The 16,156-nt window shown below is 44.4% G+C and carries 16 protein-coding genes; 12 read left to right on the top strand and 4 right to left on the bottom strand.

Annotated features, from left to right (window positions below; all coding sequences use genetic code 11):
* Nucleotides 1–8: 8 nt before the first annotated feature.
* Complete coding sequence (locus HF966_RS00700; RefSeq protein ID WP_168675750.1) at nucleotides 9–938, top strand: type I restriction endonuclease subunit R; 930 nt, start codon at nucleotides 9–11, stop codon at nucleotides 936–938.
* A 162-nt stretch (nucleotides 939–1,100) separates the two neighbouring features.
* Nucleotides 1,101–2,288: an elongation factor Tu gene (tuf, locus tag HF966_RS00695; RefSeq protein ID WP_168675749.1), complete on the top strand. Its 1,188-nt coding sequence runs from the start codon at nucleotides 1,101–1,103 to the stop codon at nucleotides 2,286–2,288.
* 79 nt (nucleotides 2,289–2,367) lie between these two features.
* Here the strand turns inward: tuf and HF966_RS08925 are convergent, their stop codons facing one another.
* Entirely contained in the window at nucleotides 2,368–2,496 is a 129-nt protein-coding gene (locus HF966_RS08925) for a hypothetical protein (protein ID WP_261657118.1), read from the bottom strand.
* Between the two features lie 135 nt (nucleotides 2,497–2,631).
* Here HF966_RS08925 and HF966_RS00690 point away from each other — a divergent pair, with 135 nt between their 5' ends.
* From HF966_RS00690 to HF966_RS00680, 3 genes are all read left to right on the top strand, one after another.
* The gene (locus HF966_RS00690; RefSeq protein ID WP_168675748.1) at nucleotides 2,632–3,366 is read left to right on the top strand and encodes an amino acid ABC transporter ATP-binding protein; all 735 of its coding nucleotides are present in this window, start codon (nucleotides 2,632–2,634) and stop codon (nucleotides 3,364–3,366) included.
* A 49-nt stretch (nucleotides 3,367–3,415) separates the two neighbouring features.
* Nucleotides 3,416–4,111 (top strand): ribose-5-phosphate isomerase RpiA, encoded by a 696-nt coding sequence (gene rpiA / locus HF966_RS00685; RefSeq protein WP_168675747.1) that lies wholly within the window; start codon nucleotides 3,416–3,418, stop codon nucleotides 4,109–4,111.
* Between the two features lie 111 nt (nucleotides 4,112–4,222).
* On the top strand, nucleotides 4,223–4,666 hold the full coding sequence (locus HF966_RS00680) for a universal stress protein (RefSeq protein WP_168675746.1): 444 nt from the start codon (nucleotides 4,223–4,225) through the stop codon (nucleotides 4,664–4,666).
* Between the two features lie 28 nt (nucleotides 4,667–4,694).
* Here the strand turns inward: HF966_RS00680 and HF966_RS00675 are convergent, their stop codons facing one another.
* From HF966_RS00675 to HF966_RS00665, 3 genes are read right to left on the bottom strand one after another with little or no spacing between them, the layout of a single operon-like run.
* Nucleotides 4,695–5,483, bottom strand: a complete 789-nt coding sequence (locus tag HF966_RS00675; RefSeq protein ID WP_168675745.1) for a peptidylprolyl isomerase — start codon at nucleotides 5,481–5,483, stop codon at nucleotides 4,695–4,697.
* Between the two features lie 11 nt (nucleotides 5,484–5,494).
* Nucleotides 5,495–6,016, bottom strand: a complete 522-nt coding sequence (locus HF966_RS00670; RefSeq protein ID WP_168675744.1) for an SAM-dependent methyltransferase — start codon at nucleotides 6,014–6,016, stop codon at nucleotides 5,495–5,497.
* The gene (locus HF966_RS00665; RefSeq protein ID WP_168675743.1) at nucleotides 5,997–6,635 is read right to left on the bottom strand and encodes a phosphatase PAP2 family protein; all 639 of its coding nucleotides are present in this window, start codon (nucleotides 6,633–6,635) and stop codon (nucleotides 5,997–5,999) included. Before HF966_RS00665 ends, HF966_RS00670 begins: the two co-directional genes overlap by 20 nt.
* A gap of 344 nt (nucleotides 6,636–6,979) precedes the next feature.
* Between HF966_RS00665 and leuS the strand changes: the two genes are divergently transcribed.
* The 7 genes from leuS (at nucleotide 6,980) to HF966_RS00630 (ending at nucleotide 16,151) form a co-directional block, all read left to right on the top strand.
* Entirely contained in the window at nucleotides 6,980–9,391 is a 2,412-nt protein-coding gene (gene leuS / locus HF966_RS00660) for a leucine--tRNA ligase (protein WP_168675884.1), read from the top strand.
* A gap of 71 nt (nucleotides 9,392–9,462) precedes the next feature.
* Nucleotides 9,463–11,454 carry a putative polysaccharide biosynthesis protein gene (locus tag HF966_RS00655; protein ID WP_168675742.1) on the top strand — a complete coding sequence of 664 codons (1,992 nt, stop codon included), beginning with the start codon at nucleotides 9,463–9,465 and terminating at the stop codon, nucleotides 11,452–11,454.
* Between the two features lie 115 nt (nucleotides 11,455–11,569).
* Entirely contained in the window at nucleotides 11,570–12,421 is an 852-nt protein-coding gene (locus HF966_RS00650) for a hydrolase (protein WP_168675741.1), read from the top strand.
* A 6-nt stretch (nucleotides 12,422–12,427) separates the two neighbouring features.
* A complete protein-coding gene (locus HF966_RS00645; RefSeq protein WP_168675740.1) occupies nucleotides 12,428–13,345 on the top strand; it encodes a hypothetical protein in 918 nt (305 codons plus the stop codon).
* Nucleotides 13,346–13,410: 65 nt separating this feature from the next.
* On the top strand, nucleotides 13,411–13,959 hold the full coding sequence (locus HF966_RS00640) for a LemA family protein (RefSeq protein WP_168675739.1): 549 nt from the start codon (nucleotides 13,411–13,413) through the stop codon (nucleotides 13,957–13,959).
* Nucleotides 13,959–14,855 (top strand): zinc metalloprotease HtpX, encoded by an 897-nt coding sequence (gene htpX / locus HF966_RS00635; RefSeq protein WP_168675738.1) that lies wholly within the window; start codon nucleotides 13,959–13,961, stop codon nucleotides 14,853–14,855. The genes HF966_RS00640 and htpX overlap by 1 nt, the downstream gene beginning before the upstream one ends.
* Nucleotides 14,856–14,984: 129 nt before the next feature.
* A complete protein-coding gene (locus HF966_RS00630; protein ID WP_168675737.1) occupies nucleotides 14,985–16,151 on the top strand; it encodes a C40 family peptidase in 1,167 nt (388 codons plus the stop codon).
* The last annotated feature ends 5 nt before the right edge of the window (nucleotides 16,152–16,156 follow it).

The raw sequence follows: 16,156 nt of genomic DNA, 5'->3' as shown, positions 1-16,156 counted from the left end.
CACAGTTTATGGCATTAGAAGATCATTTAACACCAGAAATGCAAGCTTTGATGACGCGAGCGCAAACGGAAATGAAGCAAGAAAATTGGCACGACGCTGCTGAAAGCTTGACAGTAATTTACGAGACAATTGCGACATTTGACATGAATTATCGCTTAGTCACGGCATTATTTATGGATGAACAATACCAGTTAGCAGCTTCTTATGCTGATGACTTTTTGCTCAATTACCTTGAAGAAGAGACTGATTTTCGGATGCTAGTCGCATTAGCTATTCAAAATCAAAATTTTGTTTACGCCCAACAGCTTGTGATGCTTTGGCAGGACGAAACGGTACAAGCTGCAGTGCTATCAGATATTCGTGATGCTGAGGTGCGAGCCAAGACGACAATGGCGACTACATTTCAAACAATTGCACGTCAGTTTTATCATCTGAGTGATTACAGTATCATGGAGCAACGCGATCGGTATGAGTCGGCACGGCACTTGCCAGTCGATGAATTTATTGTCGGCGCACGCTATCTTTTGGTGGATCCATTTGCGACACCAATTATTCGGGCAACTTTATTAGAGGATTTACAAAAATTACAAGTCGCCGAGCCTGTGCAATATCGATGGTTGGATGATGAAATCTATACGATTGCGTTAAATCAATTGCCTTTGCTCACTGATTCTGAAATTTTTGAAGAAATTGCAGACTACCTGGATGAAAAAGTTGGGCAAGACGATCCAATTGCGTTAGACTTATTAGCCCAACAGGTGCGTTTTGAACTTACTTTGCTTTATCCTCGGGTGACAGAAGTGGTCACTGACCCTGAAGGTTGGGTTGATGCAAGTATCGATCAATATTATGAACGGCGCAATTTGTCAGAGATGGCTGAACAGCGAAAATGGCATGAGACAGTAAGGGATTTAACCACGAATTTTTTTGAAAATTAGCGGGCAAACTATTTACATTTTCTTAATATGTCGGTATAATAATTTTTGGCTTAAAGAGCCGGAAAAACGCAATTAACTGTTGTCTTTTAATGGCTTGCGTTGTAAAATATATTTATAAACATTTTCCAGATTACTGGGAAATGAATTTTGGAGGAAACTACATTGGCTAAGGAAACTTACGTTCGCACAAAGCCCCACGTTAACATTGGTACTATTGGACACGTCGATCACGGAAAGACGACTTTGACTGCCGCAATCTCAAAGGTATTGGCTGAAAAGCAAGGTATCACAGCAACTGATTTTGCTGAAATCGATAACGCGCCTGAAGAAAAGGAACGTGGTATCACGATCAACACTTCACACATCGAATACGAAACTGAAGCACGTCACTATGCCCACATCGATGCCCCTGGTCACGCCGATTACGTTAAGAACATGATCACTGGTGCCGCACAAATGGACGGTGCTATCTTGGTTGTTGCCGCAACTGATGGTCCTATGCCACAAACACGTGAACACATCTTGTTGGCACGTCAAGTTGGTGTTGACTACTTGGTTGTCTTCTTGAACAAGACTGACTTGGTCGATGACGAAGAATTGGTTGAATTGGTTGAAATGGAAGTTCGCGAATTGTTGTCAGAATATGACTTCCCAGGCGATGATATTCCTGTAATCAAGGGTTCAGCTTTGAAGGCTCTTGAAGGTGATGCTGAACAAGTTAAGGTTATCGAAGAATTGATGGATACTGTTGATTCATACATTCCAGAACCTAAGCGTGAAGTTGAAAAGCCATTCTTGATGCCTGTCGAAGACGTCTTCACAATCACTGGTCGTGGTACAGTTGCTTCTGGTCGTGTTGACCGTGGTGTATTGACTACTGGTACTGAAGTTGAAATCGTTGGCTTGAAGGATGAAGTTAAGAAGACAACTGTTACTGGTATCGAAATGTTCCGTAAGACTTTGGAAGAAGCTCAAGCGGGTGATAACATTGGTGCATTGTTGCGTGGTGTTGACCGTAACGAAATCGAACGTGGTCAAGTTTTGGCAAAGCCAGGTTCAATCAACACACACAAGAAGTTCAAGGCTGAAGTCTATGTCCTTTCTAAGGAAGAAGGCGGACGTCACACACCATTCTTTACTAACTACCGTCCACAATTCTACTTCCACACAACAGACGTTACTGGTGTTGTTGAATTGCCAGCCGGCGTAGAAATGGTTATGCCTGGTGACCAAGTGACATTCGAAATCGAATTGATCTCACCAGTCGCTATCGAACAAGGTTTGAAGTTTACTGTTCGTGAAGGTGGCCACACTGTTGGTGCCGGAACTGTTACTGAAATCGAAGACTAATACTTTGTATTAAACTTAAAAACACCTGCATTTGTAGGTGTTTTTTTGTGCACAAAAAAGCTAACAAATTGTTAGCTTTTTATTTTTCATCTGTTTCCCGGCCGAGTGCTGCTGAACGGTCTTCGTTAGCTACATCATCGGGTGGTAATGAGATGAGCTGATCTAATGGGTTAGTGTATTGATCATCACGCGTTACAATTTTTGCCATGTTTTACCTCCGTTCATGATAGTATAACGCACTTTATATGCAAAAATATACAATTATTCAGAAATAATCAGTATATAAAGTGCATATTTATGGATATCATGTATAATCAAGACTAGAGATTAAAGGAGTAAGACTATGACTGAATTATTGAAAATCGTCAACTTAAAAAAACAATACGGCGAAAAGGTCGTGTTTGATCAGGTTAATACCCAGGTTAAAAAGGGTGAAGTGATTGCGATATTAGGCCCATCAGGTGCTGGTAAATCAACCTTTCTACGCGCAATTAATTTACTAGACGAACCGACAAGTGGGCAAGTCGTTTTTGAGGGAAATGAAATAACCCATTTAAGTGATAAAGCGCGCGATCAATTACGTGAAAAAATGGGAATGGTGTTTCAGAACTTTAACTTATTTCCCAATTTAACAGTGCTTGAAAACATCAAATTGGCGCCGATGAAGGTCAAAAATATGACAGAGCGTGCCGCCAGTGAACTGGGGGAAAAATTATTGGTACAAGTTGGGTTAGCTGATAAACGCGATGCTTACCCTGCAAGCCTCTCGGGCGGGCAACAACAACGTGTGGCTATTGCGCGAGCGCTAGCAATGTCACCAGATGTGATGCTGTTTGACGAACCAACAAGTGCGTTAGATCCGGAAATGGTTGGTGAAGTGCTGCAAGTAATGAAACAATTGGCTGAAAATGGGATGACGATGTTGGTTGTGACACATGAAATGGGTTTCGCACGTGAAGTAGCGGATAGCATTTGGTTTATGGCAGATGGCGCTTTGCAAGAAGTCGCGGCCCCAGAGCAATTCTTTTCTGCACCGGTCACACCACGTGCGCAAGATTTCTTACAAAAGGTGTTATAATACACAAAACACGGTTATTTTTTGCCGTGTTTTTTGCTATTATGGGGATATGGAAAATATTAATCGAGAAAAAGAACAGGCCGGCATCGCGGCAGCTCAGCTTGTCAAAGATGGGATGACAGTTGGATTAGGCACTGGTTCAACTGTTGCCTACTTTCTAGATGCGTTAGCAGCGCGAGTGAAACGTGAACAATTAAATATCATCGGCGTCACGACGTCTTTTAAAACGGCGGCACGTGCGGCGGCCTTAGGGATTGAGATTGTTGATATTGATGATGCGCCAACGATTGATCTGACGGTCGATGGTGCTGATGAGATTGATGTGCAATTGAATGGCATCAAAGGTGGTGGCGCTGCTTTCCTAATGGAAAAAATTGTGGCCAAAAATTCAAAGCGCATTGTTTGGATCGTAGATCAGCAAAAAGTGCACCTGGACTTAGGCAGTTTTCCTTTACCAGTTGAGATTGTACCCTTTGGACATGGGAAACTTGTGGCCGAATTTGCCCAGCAACAATTGCATCCTGTATTACGTGTCCAAGCAGGTCAACCGGTAGTGACTGATATGGGCCATTACATCGTTGATTTGCATTTGAAAATCATTGACCAGCCTTATGAATTAGGCCGGTATTTAGACAGTCGGGTGGGTGTGGTTGAGCACGGGTTATTCCTCAATATTGCAGATGAAGTCATTGTTGGTCGTGAAAATGGGACCGAAATTTTAACCCGGCAAAGTTTACAGAAATAAATGTAACTTTATTTAAGCGCTTACATTTTAGGGTTGAAAGCGGTATAATGGGCTTGTAACATAATCAAAAAAGGAGCAAGTCACGTCAGCGGACGTAACAAAGTAAGTGAGATGGCATATCAGAATATTTTAGTGGCAATTGATGGATCCAATGTATCAAACTTGTTAATTAAACAAGTGCATGATATGGCGCCAACAGCGCACATTGATATTTTAAATGTAGTCGATACGAGTGGGGGCTACTTTGGTACAATTGTGATGAATGCAGACATTGTTTATCAAATGGAGCAAGATGCAGAATTGGCGATCAATCAAGCATATGATTATGCTCGCAGCTTGGGGCATGAGCAGGTTGATGTTCACGTCCGCTTTGGGTCACCAAAGCAGGTCATCGCCCATGATTTCCCTGAGGACCATGAAAATGATTTGATTGTTGTCGGTGAAACAGGGCTAAGCCGTCTACAACGTGCGATGGCTGGGACTGTCCCGTCATTTGTCACCCAAGCAGCAGCAGTTGACGTGTTAGTCTTACGAACAGCGCAAACTGAAAAATAAAAAAACGCCGTTAGGCGTTTTTTATTGGTTATTTGGCTTCTTTAAGAACCGAGATGCCAGTAATTTTAACGGGATCAACTGGTGATGAGCCTTCACCACTGGACTTAACTTTTCCAGCAGCGATTTTATCAACAACAGCCATCCCCGAAATCACTTGACCAAAGACGGTATAGCTGCCATCAAGTGACGGGTTACCGCCTTTTTGATACGCTTTGACGATTTTTGAGGGATATTTATTTTTGTCGAGTTTTTGACGCTGGTCGCTATTGTTTTGGTTAATGAAGAATTGAGAGCCATTCGTGTCTGGCCCGGCATTTGCCATCGATAGGGCACCGCGAATATTGTAGAGGGAGGCACTGATTTCATTTTTAAACCCATTACCGCTATCGATCGTTGTGTCTTTATCATGCCAAATGGACGTGCCGCCCGAGCCATCACCCTTTGGATCGCCCCCTTGAATCATAAAGTTTTTAATCACACGATGAAAAATTGTATTGTTATAATACCCATCTTTTGCATGGGTCAAGAAATTTTCAACAGCCAGCGGCGCATATTGATTGAAAAGTTTGAGTGTAATGTCTCCCATTGAAGTTGAAAGCCGAACTTCACTTTCATTATCGGCGACGGTATTGTTGAGCTGTGGTAATGGCACCTTGTCTAAATTCGGATCTTTTTTGGTTTGTGACGAAGCGGATGAGGCGGTGGGCATTTCTTGTTGTGGTTGTGTATGTGACGTGAGCATTAGAATGCCAATCACCACTGCCAGTAATATGGTGGCCATGGCGGCCAAGCGAATATATTGTTTTTCTTTGTTCATCAATCGACTCCTTAAATACGTTCAATGAGATAAGCTTGGGTGGTTTCAGTCAAATATGCTGCTTGTTTGTAATCTGCTGCCAACAGTGTGTGCCTGAAGTCTTCCCAATCGCTTGGGGTTTGACTGAATTGAACAATTAACAAACCACCATGCGTGAGACGCGGTAAGACACGATCGATTTGATCGAGGTAATCGGTCGGCCGGTCTTGTTCATTTTGTGCTGTGCTAGAGTAATCAAAAATAGCGATGCGCGCCTGAGTTTGATGCCCCAATTCTATGGTGAATTGGCGATCAATTGTTTTACCCAGAAGGGTGACGCGCTCAGATAAACCACTCATAAATAATGATGCGGCGGCGGCGTTAGCATTATCTTTGGTAGCGGTATAGCTCAGAACACGGCCAGATTGGCCAACACGTGTTGCTAAAAAGCGGGTGTTAATACCGTTAGCGGTAGTACCATCTACCGTGACATCCCCAACTTGAACAGTTTGTTCAATGAGTTGGTGCATGAAATTATGGGTGGTTGGCAGCATGTTTTTCTCCAATCAATAAGACATAAGATAGTTGCAGTAGTAGCCAAGCGAGTGATAAGCCAGCAATCACATCGCTCAAATAATGAACGTTGAGATACACGCGACTGATTGCAATTAGGCCAATTAAGCTGCCAAAACTCCAGGTTATGATTTGTCGTAGCCACCTGGTTTGAATCATCTGATGGGCCAAGACGATACATGATCCGTAGAGTAGAACGGCAACCATACTATGGCCAGAAGGGAAACTATAGCCTGTTTCAGGTAATAATTGCGGTTGCGGTCGGGGGTTACTCACCCAGTTTTTTATGAGATAAGTCACGCAACCGGCGCATCCAGCAACATTGACAGTCAAAAACCAGCCCCATCGAAACTGACGCCAAATGAGTAAGCAAATCACAAGTAGCGTGGTGAGCACGATTGCTGTGAATACACTGCCCATTTGGGTGATTGTCATAAAAAAGGTATCTGCCATTGGTGAGCGCAGCTGGATGAGTGTTTGTCCGGCATGGTTAAATTGTGACAGCCATGTCGCGTGGGTTAAAACACCTAGCAACATTAGGGAAAAAATCACACCAGCGAAAAGCGTTGTTAATCGGCTAATGATTTGTCGTTTGAACATAGTATATAGTATACCTGATTTACTGAAAACGTGATATAATTAGAGCATTATATTTAGCATTAGTACACATCGCGTAGGATTCAGAAAGTAGACGGGGTTGCAAGTCTATCAAGCAACATGTGGAACTCGGTTAAAGCCATTGAGAGTGAACTCAGAGTAGCTCTTGACGTGACGTCGCGTTAAGACGTTTGAGGCGTAGCAATACGTGAACATAGGTGGTACCGCGTTAAATCGCCCTATGTCATACTTTTTGAGTGTGATATAGGGCGTTTTTTTAGCCTAAATATGAATGGAAATTTTGTAGGAGGAACGTCGTGATCATGATTGATGACGACACGAAAGACATGCCATACGAACATCAAGTAATCGAGCCAAAGTGGCAAAAATTTTGGGATGCGCAGCAAACTTTTGCCACCACGGATGATACCAGTAAGCCAAAATATTATGCCATGGATATGTTCCCTTATCCATCCGGCCAAGGCTTACACGTGGGACACCCTGAAGGGTATACGGCCACGGATATTATGAGCCGCTTTAAGCGTGCCAATGGCTATAACGTCTTGCATCCAATGGGCTGGGATGCGTTTGGTTTGCCAGCGGAACAGTATGCGATGAAAACTGGGCATAATCCAGCGGACTTTACCAGTGAAAACATTGACCATTTTCGTGAACAAATCAAGGCTTTAGGTTTGTCTTATGATTGGAACCGTGAAATTAACACCACGGATCCCGACTTTTATAAGTGGACGCAATGGATTTTTGAAAAGTTGTACGAAAAGGGTTTGGCTTATGAATCAAACATGATGGTCAACTGGGATCCAATTGACCGTGTTGTCTTAGCCAACGAAGAAGTCATTGATGGCAAGTCAGAACGGTCTGGTAATCCAGTGGAGCGTAAAGCCTTGCGCCAATGGGTCTTGAAGATTACGGCGTATGCTGATCGCTTGGTTGACGATTTGGAAGACTTGGATTGGCCAGAAGCGATTAAAGAACAACAACGCCATTGGATTGGTCGTTCAAAGGGCGCAGCCGTCTTCTTTGACGTGGCCAATACCGATGACAAAATTGAGGTTTACACAACACGACCTGACACGCTCTTTGGGGCAAGTTATATGGTGTTAGCGCCTGAGCATCCATTGGTTGATCAAATTGTTTCACCAGAACAAGCACAAGCAGTGGCCGACTATCGCGCAGCGATTGCAGCAAAGTCAGATCTTGAACGCACGGACTTGAACAAGGATAAGACGGGTGTGTTCACTGGGGCTTACGGCATCAACCCAGTCAATGGTGAACAATTGCCAATTTGGATTGCTGATTACGTGTTGGCTTCTTATGGGACTGGTGCCATCATGGCTGTGCCAGCCCATGATGAGCGTGATTATGAATTTGCGCAGAAGTTTGGGTTAGACATCAAGCCAGTGATTGCTGGTGGGGATGTCAACGAAGCACCATATACAGGCGATGGCGTGCATATCAACTCAGAATTTTTGGATGGGTTGGATAAGGCAACGGCCATTGATACGATGGTTGCATGGTTAGAAGCACACCACGCTGGTCATGCGCAAACGAATTTCCGTTTACGTGATTGGATTTTCTCACGCCAACGTTATTGGGGTGAACCTATCCCAGTCATTCATTGGGAAGATGGCAGGACAGGTCTTGTGCCTGAATCAGAGTTACCACTACTTTTGCCAAAAGCTACCGAATTGCGGCCTTCAGGCAATGGCGAGTCACCACTGGCCAACCTAACAGATTGGTTAGAAGTGACTCGCGAGGATGGTGTCAAGGGTCGTCGTGAAACCAACACAATGCCGCAATGGGCTGGTTCATCGTGGTACTTCTTACGCTATATTGATCCACGTAACCAAGAACAATTAGCTGATCCCGAGAAATTAAAGTATTGGATGAATGTTGATTTGTACGTTGGCGGGGCCGAACATGCTGTGTTACACTTATTGTACGCCCGTTTCTGGCACAAATTCTTGTATGATCTTGGCGTTGTGCCAACTAAGGAACCTTTCCAAAAGTTGGTTAACCAAGGGATGATTCTTGGCGAAAACCATGAAAAGATGTCAAAGTCAAAAGGTAACGTGGTTAATCCTGATGATATCGTGGCCGAGTTTGGTGCCGATACACTGCGTGTGTATGAAATGTTCATGGGTCCATTGACACAAAGTAAGCCATGGTCTGAAGAAGGCATTACTGGGTCACGACGTTGGTTGGATCGCGTTTGGCGTTTGTTGATTGATGATGAAGATCAATTGCGTGACCACGTAACAACTTTTAACCCAGGGGACTTAGATAAGGTCTATCACCAAACGGTCAAAAAAGTGACTGAAGATCTTGAAAACATGCGCTTTAATACTGCCATTTCACAAATGATGGTATTTGTTAACGAAGCCTATAAATCAGAGGCTTTGCCACTAACTTATATGACTGGCTTTGTGCAGTTGTTAGCCCCATTTGCGCCCCATTTGGCAGAAGAATTGTGGGTACGCTTGGGACAAGAAGCCTCAATTTCATATGTGGCTTGGCCGACATATGATGCAGCGCATCTGGTGGAAGATACCGTTGAAATCATCTTCCAAGTGAACGGTAAAGTGCGTGGTAAGGCGACCGTAGCGCGTGATATTGACCAAGACGGGATGATTGCTGCTGCGAAAGCAGATGACAATGTACAAAAGTTTTTGGCTGATCAAACAATTCGTAAGGTCATTGCGATTCCGGGTAAATTTGTTAATATCGTTGTCGGATAACCAAACATGATAAAAAGTAACAACCATGCTGGCATATTTGCCAGCGTACATAATGCAAGAGGAGTACACAAATGACGGATGAACAGCGTCCAAGCGATTTGAAAATGCAAGGAAAGCATGTTGATAAAATCAATGTGGACGGCCAAATATTAAGTGCAGATGAAATTCTCGCACGTGCACGTCAACGTATCCAAGCCAAAAATCAACAACGCACGACAGCACCACGGCAATCACAAGCTGAACGTCCTCAGCCACGCCAGCACAGGCCAGTGGCACAAGATGATGAGACACTAGCGCGTTTGCAAGCGCGAAACGACCAAGCGCGTCAGAATATCGTGCAAAAAAAGCCGCAATTACAGGCGTTACAAACACCTGATCCATTTGCAGAAGAAGTGACAGCCATTGCGATGGCACAAGCACCAGCAGCTGCTAAGCCAGTAGTTGATGATGCCCAAGCAACACTTGTCAAGGGTTCAGCTTGGCTGTCAGCGGGTAATATTGTCTCCCGTGTGTTAGGGGCAGTTTATATTGTGCCTTGGATGGCGTTATTAGGATCTAACTCTAACCGTGCCAATGGCCTGTTTGGTCAAGGTTATAACATTTATGCAGTGTTTTTAGCCATTGCCACTTTTGGTATTCCGGCTGCCATTTCTAAACTGGTCGCCGAGTATCATGCGCGTCATGATGTTTATCAAACACGACAATTAACACGACAATCATTAATTTTAGGCGTGTTTCTTGGTTTGATTTTTGGGACAGCGATTTATGTGTTGACGCCTTGGCTATCAATGGGCAACGCTAATTTTGTCCCGGTGCTGCATTCATTGGCGCCAGCCGTTGCAATTTTCCCCTTGATGTCGATGCTTCGGGGGATTTTCCAAGGCTACCAATTGATGAGTGTGTCGGCTTTGTCACAAGTCATTGAGCAGATTGCCCGTGTCATCTATATGTTAGTGACTGCAGTAGCCATTTTGAAAGTTGATCCAGGTAATTGGAGTGGCGTCGTGGTGCAATCGACCTTTGCGGCATTCATTGGGGCAATTTTCAGTATGCTTGTGCTCGGATGGGGATGGGTCAAATATCACCACATTCTCGTCCAACCCCTGACACCAGATGTGCCACGAGTTAAAGCGCCCACTTTGCGCATGATTTTAGATATTCTCAAGGAGTCATGGCCGTTTATCATCATTGGTTCGGCCATTACCATTTTCCAACTGGTTGACCAATATACCTATTTTGATGTCATGAGTCACTTCTTTGCCAATACAAACGCCCAGCTCCAAACGGAGTTTGCCTTGTTTAGTGCCAACCCAAATAAGTTGATTATGATTATTGTGCCATTCTCTACGAGTATCGCCGCCACAGCGTTGCCAATGTTATCTGGCAGTAAGGCGACTTTAACTCGGGCTGACATTCAACAGCAATTAAAGCAGGTCATTAAACTGTTTGCCCTTGTGATGTTGCCAAGTGCTTTGGGGATGTTTGCCATTGCGGCACCACTATACAAGATGTTTTATCCAATTGATGTATCGAATCAAGAAGGCATCTACTTGCTTCAATATTCAACGATTCTGGCAATTGTCTTTAGTCTATTCATGTTGTTGGCGTTTATCCTACAAGCATTATCTGAAGTATCCATTGTGATGAAGGCGTTTGTTTATGGTTTACTTGTTAAATTGGTGGTGCAAGTACCACTCATTCGTTACTTCCAAGGTATGGGTGCGCTAATGGCTAGTGTGGTTGGGATGGCGATTGCCATTGCCTTCATGCTTGATTATTTAAATCGTGCCTACGATGTGTCACTCGGGTCCATTGGTGAAGAACTGTGGCAGTTGTTTACCGGGGCTTTGATTATGGCTGCGGTAGCCTATGGCGTCGTCTTTATCATGAGTAACTTTGTCTTTCCGATGGATACAAAGTTATCCGTCACGCTTACGACGTTCCTAAGCGCTGGTATTGGCGGAGTGGTTGTCGCCCTCATTTACTTGCGGCGCGGCTTTGGTGAAGATCTTCTCGGTTCACGCATTACCCGTATTCCAGCTAAATTACGTCCAAAACGATGAGTAATCATCGTTTTTTTATATGGCAACGAAGTAGATAAAAAATTATTAACAGACTACTTTTCAATACTTGGTTGGTGTATGCTAAAAATAAGTTTTGTGCGACAGGAGGTCAGATATGACAAATCAAGACACGCAAACCGTTTTGCAACCAGAATTAATTAATCAGTTAGATCACAAAATTCTATATTTGGGCCAATTGCAGGCTGCGATTTCAGCCAATCAAGTACCCGCTGTTTATGAATTACTGGATTCAAAAAAGTACAACGAGCAGATCCGCCAGCGGCCGCATGCGGACAGCAATGAATCATTAGCGGTTTTGGTCGCAGACATTAAACCGGCAATTGCTGAATTTTTGGCACCAGAATTATTAGCTTATTTAAAATCAACTTTTAGTTTTTTGGTGTTTGAACAGGCGACTGAACAGCCTACCCAATATTACGTCTACCTTGGTGATTGGTGGCATCACCGCCAACTCGGTGTGTTAGATGTTTTGGACATTTCTTTTACTTACGAAGACAATATGCTTCGCGAATTGACTCAGGCGGCGCAACTGTCTGAGGGTGATAGTATTAATGCGCTCCAAATTCAAGAAGTGAACCAGATTATCGCTGGCTTGGAAGCTTTCTTAGCAGATGACACGAAGCGCACACTAGAATTACAAGTGATCGACGATCAGTTGGCGACATTGCAAGCCAATAAGGCTGGCCTATTTGGGCGCAATGATAAAACAACGCGGGAAAGTTTAGAGAAGAAGCAAGCCTTATTGTTAGCCACCCAAAAAAGGTTACCTGAAGTGCAAAAAAAATTAGCTGAGCAGCAAGACGAACTATTAGTCTTAGAGAAAGCAGATGCCTTACGAAAATTAGAACTCCAAGCCATTCTGAGTCAATTTGCGAGTGTGGCTGACTTTTCGACAATGCTTGACAAGAGTTATGTTGCTTATTTGACGCGATTAATTGAAGGCTAGGTGACAATGGATAAATTTCAGATAGCAGACTATAGTGCTGCGTTAAAAAAGGATTTGACTTTATTTGACCGTTGGCAGGTGCTGGTAGCTGCATTAAATACAACGACTGACGCCACGGAACTTTTGGATATTCTGCAAAAGATTTTAGCCTTTGATATGCACCAAGCTCAGATGGTTCGTATTGCCAATGATTTTTGGTTTCCAAGTACGCACTGGGTGACGGTGGCATTTGCCAAGCTATCAGAGTCTGCCTCACTGCAGCCCACAACCATGATGTTACCGCATGGTCAAAAGGTTGCAGAGCTGCATTTTGAGGAGTGGCCCAATGCGACATTTCGTTTTACCAAAGCACCACTGGCTGCCGGCGGTTATTATTTAGAAGAAACGGCGCAAAATCTTCGCGTATTGTATTGGGATTTCAACCGTCAACGGTTGTATCTAGATACCCAACAGTTTGCCAAATTGGTACAAACTGAAGCCATTCAATTGGCAGGTGTTGATGCGTTGACCGCCTTTCAAAAGCGTCTTGTCGCTGTTGCTGAGCAGTTAATGGCAGTTGGTTTTGATATTGAAATGCCTGGCTTAGATGCGGAAAAGCAGGCTGGTTTGGTCATGGTTCAAAAAGATTTACCTGCGCATGTTTTGGATAGTCTATTTGTAACAGCAGCTAAGCAACAGTTTGTGTTGAAGCGAATGCAAGGCGATACTTCCGGTGCTGAGATCAGCCTTGGTGATATTGCCATAAAGTTAACCCAACACCGCCAGGAAGATGGGCACTCACAGTGGACGTATGATATTATAGATCATAATCAAATAATTACGATCTATACTTTGTTGCAACAATTACCCTTTTTCTATCAATGGTATGCCGCCCAGCTGGCGTTTGTCGGCTTGAAAGATAAACGGGAAGTGTTTGTTGACTAACTTGGCGGATGTCGTAACCAGAAACAGCAGATGTCGAATAAGCATCACTATTAAAGGAGAAAAATATGACGTTACTCATTGTGATTGCCATTATCGCAGTCATTGCGATTGTATGGATTAGTGTCTATAACGGCCTAGTGAAGTCGCGGATGCAAACAAAAGAATCTTGGAGCCAAATCGATGTGCAGTTAAAGCGCCGCAATGATTTGATTCCAAACTTGGTCAACACAGTCAAAGGTTATGCAGATTTTGAAAAGTCAACTTTGCAAGCTGTCACCGATGCTCGGGCCAATGTGAACAATGCCCAAGGTCCTGCAGCAACCATGGCTGCCTCAGATCAATTGTCAGATGCTTTGACGCATTTGTTCGCCGTAGCTGAAGCTTATCCTGATTTAAAGGCGAGCGCCAACTTTATGAAGCTGCAAGAAGAATTGACAAATACAGAAAATAAAATTGCTTACTCACGCCAATTGTTTAATACAACGACCGCAAGCTACAACACGAAGTTACAAACTTTTCCAAGCAATATCATTGCCGGTGTTCATCATTTTGAACCCAGTGAATTCATTGCCGCACCAGAATCTGAGAAAGCAGTCCCAACGGTTAAGTTTTAATGTTATATGAACAAATACAATCAAATAAGCGCCGCACAGTTGTGCTTTTGGTTGGCTTTCTCATACTTGTGGGTCTCGTCGGGGCGGCTGTTGGCTATCTATTGTTAGAATCATTGACGATTGGTGTTGTTGGTGCTTTAGTGATCGGTGCCGTTTACATTGTGATCATGGTCAGCAATTCAACTCAGGTGGTGATGGCCATGAATCATGGGACTGAAGTCACCCAAGCTGATCAAGCACCTGAACTTTGGCATACTGTTGAAGATATGGCGATGGTTGCCCAACTGCCTATGCCACGGGTATTTATCATTCAAGATGATAGTCCCAATGCGTTTGCCACAGGAAATAGCCCTAAAACAGCTGCAGTCGCGGCGACTTCTGGTTTATTAGCGTTAATGAATCGTCAGGAACTTGAAGGTGTCATTGGGCATGAAATGAGTCATGTTCGTAATTATGATATTCGTATATCAACCATTGCGTTAGCCCTGACTGCTGCCATTACCATGTTGACTAATCTCGGCAATAATTGGTGGTTGTTCGGTGTAGACACGGGACGGGATCGTGATGATCGTGAAAACAACAGTGGTGGCGGACAAATTTTGACGGTTGTGCTATCATTTTTAATTATGTTGTTGGCACCGCTGGCGGCGGCTGTGATTCAAATGGCAATTTCACGAAACCGTGAATATTTGGCTGATGCGGGCAGTGTCGAACTCACACGAAACCCGCAGGCATTAATTGCTGCGTTACGTAAATTGGCGGCAGCCCCACCAATGCAAGATGTTGATGCTTCGTCAGCCGCGTTATATATCAATGATCCTATGAAGAAGTCAGCACATCTTTTTGATACGCATCCACCCATTGCAGAGCGCATCGCACGATTAGAAAAAATGTAAAAACATTGGACATTCACGTCCAATGTTTTTTTGTGGTCTCGTAGGCGCTTGAATCCAGTAAAAAGGTTATGATAAAATAAAAATAGTTAAGAAATGTTAAAGTTTGTTGCAGAGAGAAGAGGATCAGCTATGGAAAGAATTGATAAACAGATCGTCGCATCCGGCTTAGGCTTACTTAGCGTTGCTGGATTGGGTACTGGCCTAGCGCATGCAGATACGGTGCAGCGGGCCGTTAACCATGCGGTTGTGTCTTTGGCGGGCCAGCATGAGACGCCGCAAGCAGGTACCAATGAACAAGCACCTTTAAAAATTGCGAGCGGGAAAGTCGTGGGGACTTCACAAACTACACCGCGACAGGTCACGGCTGATCAGCCGAAGGTTTATGAGGTGCAGGCGGGGGATTCGCTTTGGGGGATTGCCACGGCCCAACATGTCAGTGTCGATGACTTAGTGGCTAGTAACCAAGGTTCCGATCTCATTTCGACGGGTCAAAAACTCGTCATCCCAACAACTGATACGTCAGTCCAACAACCAGTCCCAGCACCGCAGCCTCGTGATCATGCAACGGCAACAGTCAAGTTGGCTGAATCGCCAGTGCCGGCGCCGTCTGATCAGACATCAACATCAGCCAGCCCAACCTTGAATCAGGCTGAGCCACTCGCCACGCAATCTCGTGACACACTCAAATCACCAAAACAGTCAGAGGCACCAACACCGCCAACACGTGCGGTCAATAACCAGCCACAAGCAACCCGTTTGGAAGCCACGTCAACAAATGTGACCCCAGCTGCTGGCGCGACAGCAGCGTCTGGCATGCAAGCTAGCACCACGCCAGAGTCAACCACTACACCAACTGAAGTGGCCCATGAGGACACCCAACAGGTTAATCAACCAACCACGCCTGACAAACCACTGGCAAACTCAACGTTAACGATGAACAATCAAGGCGTCGTTAGCTTAGCCATGGCGTTAGCCCAACAAAATATTCCTTACGTATGGGGTGGGGCTGATTTGTCTGGCTTTGATTGTTCAGGCCTGGTGAGCTATGTTTTCCAACAGGCGACAGGTAAGTCATTGCCACACTCGTCGGTTACTCAAGAAGGGGTTGTGCAGCAAAAGGCTGTGCGCGATGCCCAGCCCGGTGACTTATTGTTCTGGGGAAACCCAGGTGCAAGTTATCATGTGGCAATATATATTGGCAATCAATCTTATGTGGCGGCACCGGAACCTGGCAAAACAGTCCGCGTTGAAAAAATTTCACCGGCATTTATGCCCAGCTTTGCCGGCCAATTTTAACCAAT

It is taken from the genome of Leuconostoc holzapfelii (assembly GCF_012396485.1).
In the GTDB taxonomy this organism is placed as follows: Bacteria; Bacillota; Bacilli; order Lactobacillales; family Lactobacillaceae; genus Leuconostoc; species Leuconostoc holzapfelii.
This window is presented reverse-complemented; position numbering and strand designations above follow the sequence as displayed.

Bases quoted from the DNA above. Each gene is read 5' to 3' on its own strand.
- HF966_RS00640 (WP_168675739.1), top strand. From the start codon at position 13,411: ATGACGTTACTCATTGTGATTGCCATTATCGCAGTCATTGCGATTGTA.
- HF966_RS00655 (WP_168675742.1), top strand. From the start codon at position 9,463: ATGACGGATGAACAGCGTCCAAGCGATTTGAAAATGCAAGGAAAGCAT.
- HF966_RS00630 (WP_168675737.1), top strand. From the start codon at position 14,985: ATGGAAAGAATTGATAAACAGATCGTCGCATCCGGCTTAGGCTTACTT.
- HF966_RS00670 (WP_168675744.1), bottom strand. From the start codon at position 6,016: ATGCTGCCAACCACCCATAATTTCATGCACCAACTCATTGAACAAACT.
- htpX (WP_168675738.1), top strand. From the start codon at position 13,959: ATGTTATATGAACAAATACAATCAAATAAGCGCCGCACAGTTGTGCTT.
- HF966_RS00665 (WP_168675743.1), bottom strand. From the start codon at position 6,635: ATGTTCAAACGACAAATCATTAGCCGATTAACAACGCTTTTCGCTGGT.
- HF966_RS00645 (WP_168675740.1), top strand. From the start codon at position 12,428: ATGGATAAATTTCAGATAGCAGACTATAGTGCTGCGTTAAAAAAGGAT.
- rpiA (WP_168675747.1), top strand. From the start codon at position 3,416: ATGGAAAATATTAATCGAGAAAAAGAACAGGCCGGCATCGCGGCAGCT.
- HF966_RS00700 (WP_168675750.1), top strand. From the start codon at position 9: ATGGCATTAGAAGATCATTTAACACCAGAAATGCAAGCTTTGATGACG.
- HF966_RS08925 (WP_261657118.1), bottom strand. From the start codon at position 2,496: ATGGCAAAAATTGTAACGCGTGATGATCAATACACTAACCCATTAGAT.
- HF966_RS00680 (WP_168675746.1), top strand. From the start codon at position 4,223: ATGGCATATCAGAATATTTTAGTGGCAATTGATGGATCCAATGTATCA.
- HF966_RS00690 (WP_168675748.1), top strand. From the start codon at position 2,632: ATGACTGAATTATTGAAAATCGTCAACTTAAAAAAACAATACGGCGAA.
- HF966_RS00675 (WP_168675745.1), bottom strand. From the start codon at position 5,483: ATGAACAAAGAAAAACAATATATTCGCTTGGCCGCCATGGCCACCATA.
- HF966_RS00650 (WP_168675741.1), top strand. From the start codon at position 11,570: ATGACAAATCAAGACACGCAAACCGTTTTGCAACCAGAATTAATTAAT.
- leuS (WP_168675884.1), top strand. From the start codon at position 6,980: ATGCCATACGAACATCAAGTAATCGAGCCAAAGTGGCAAAAATTTTGG.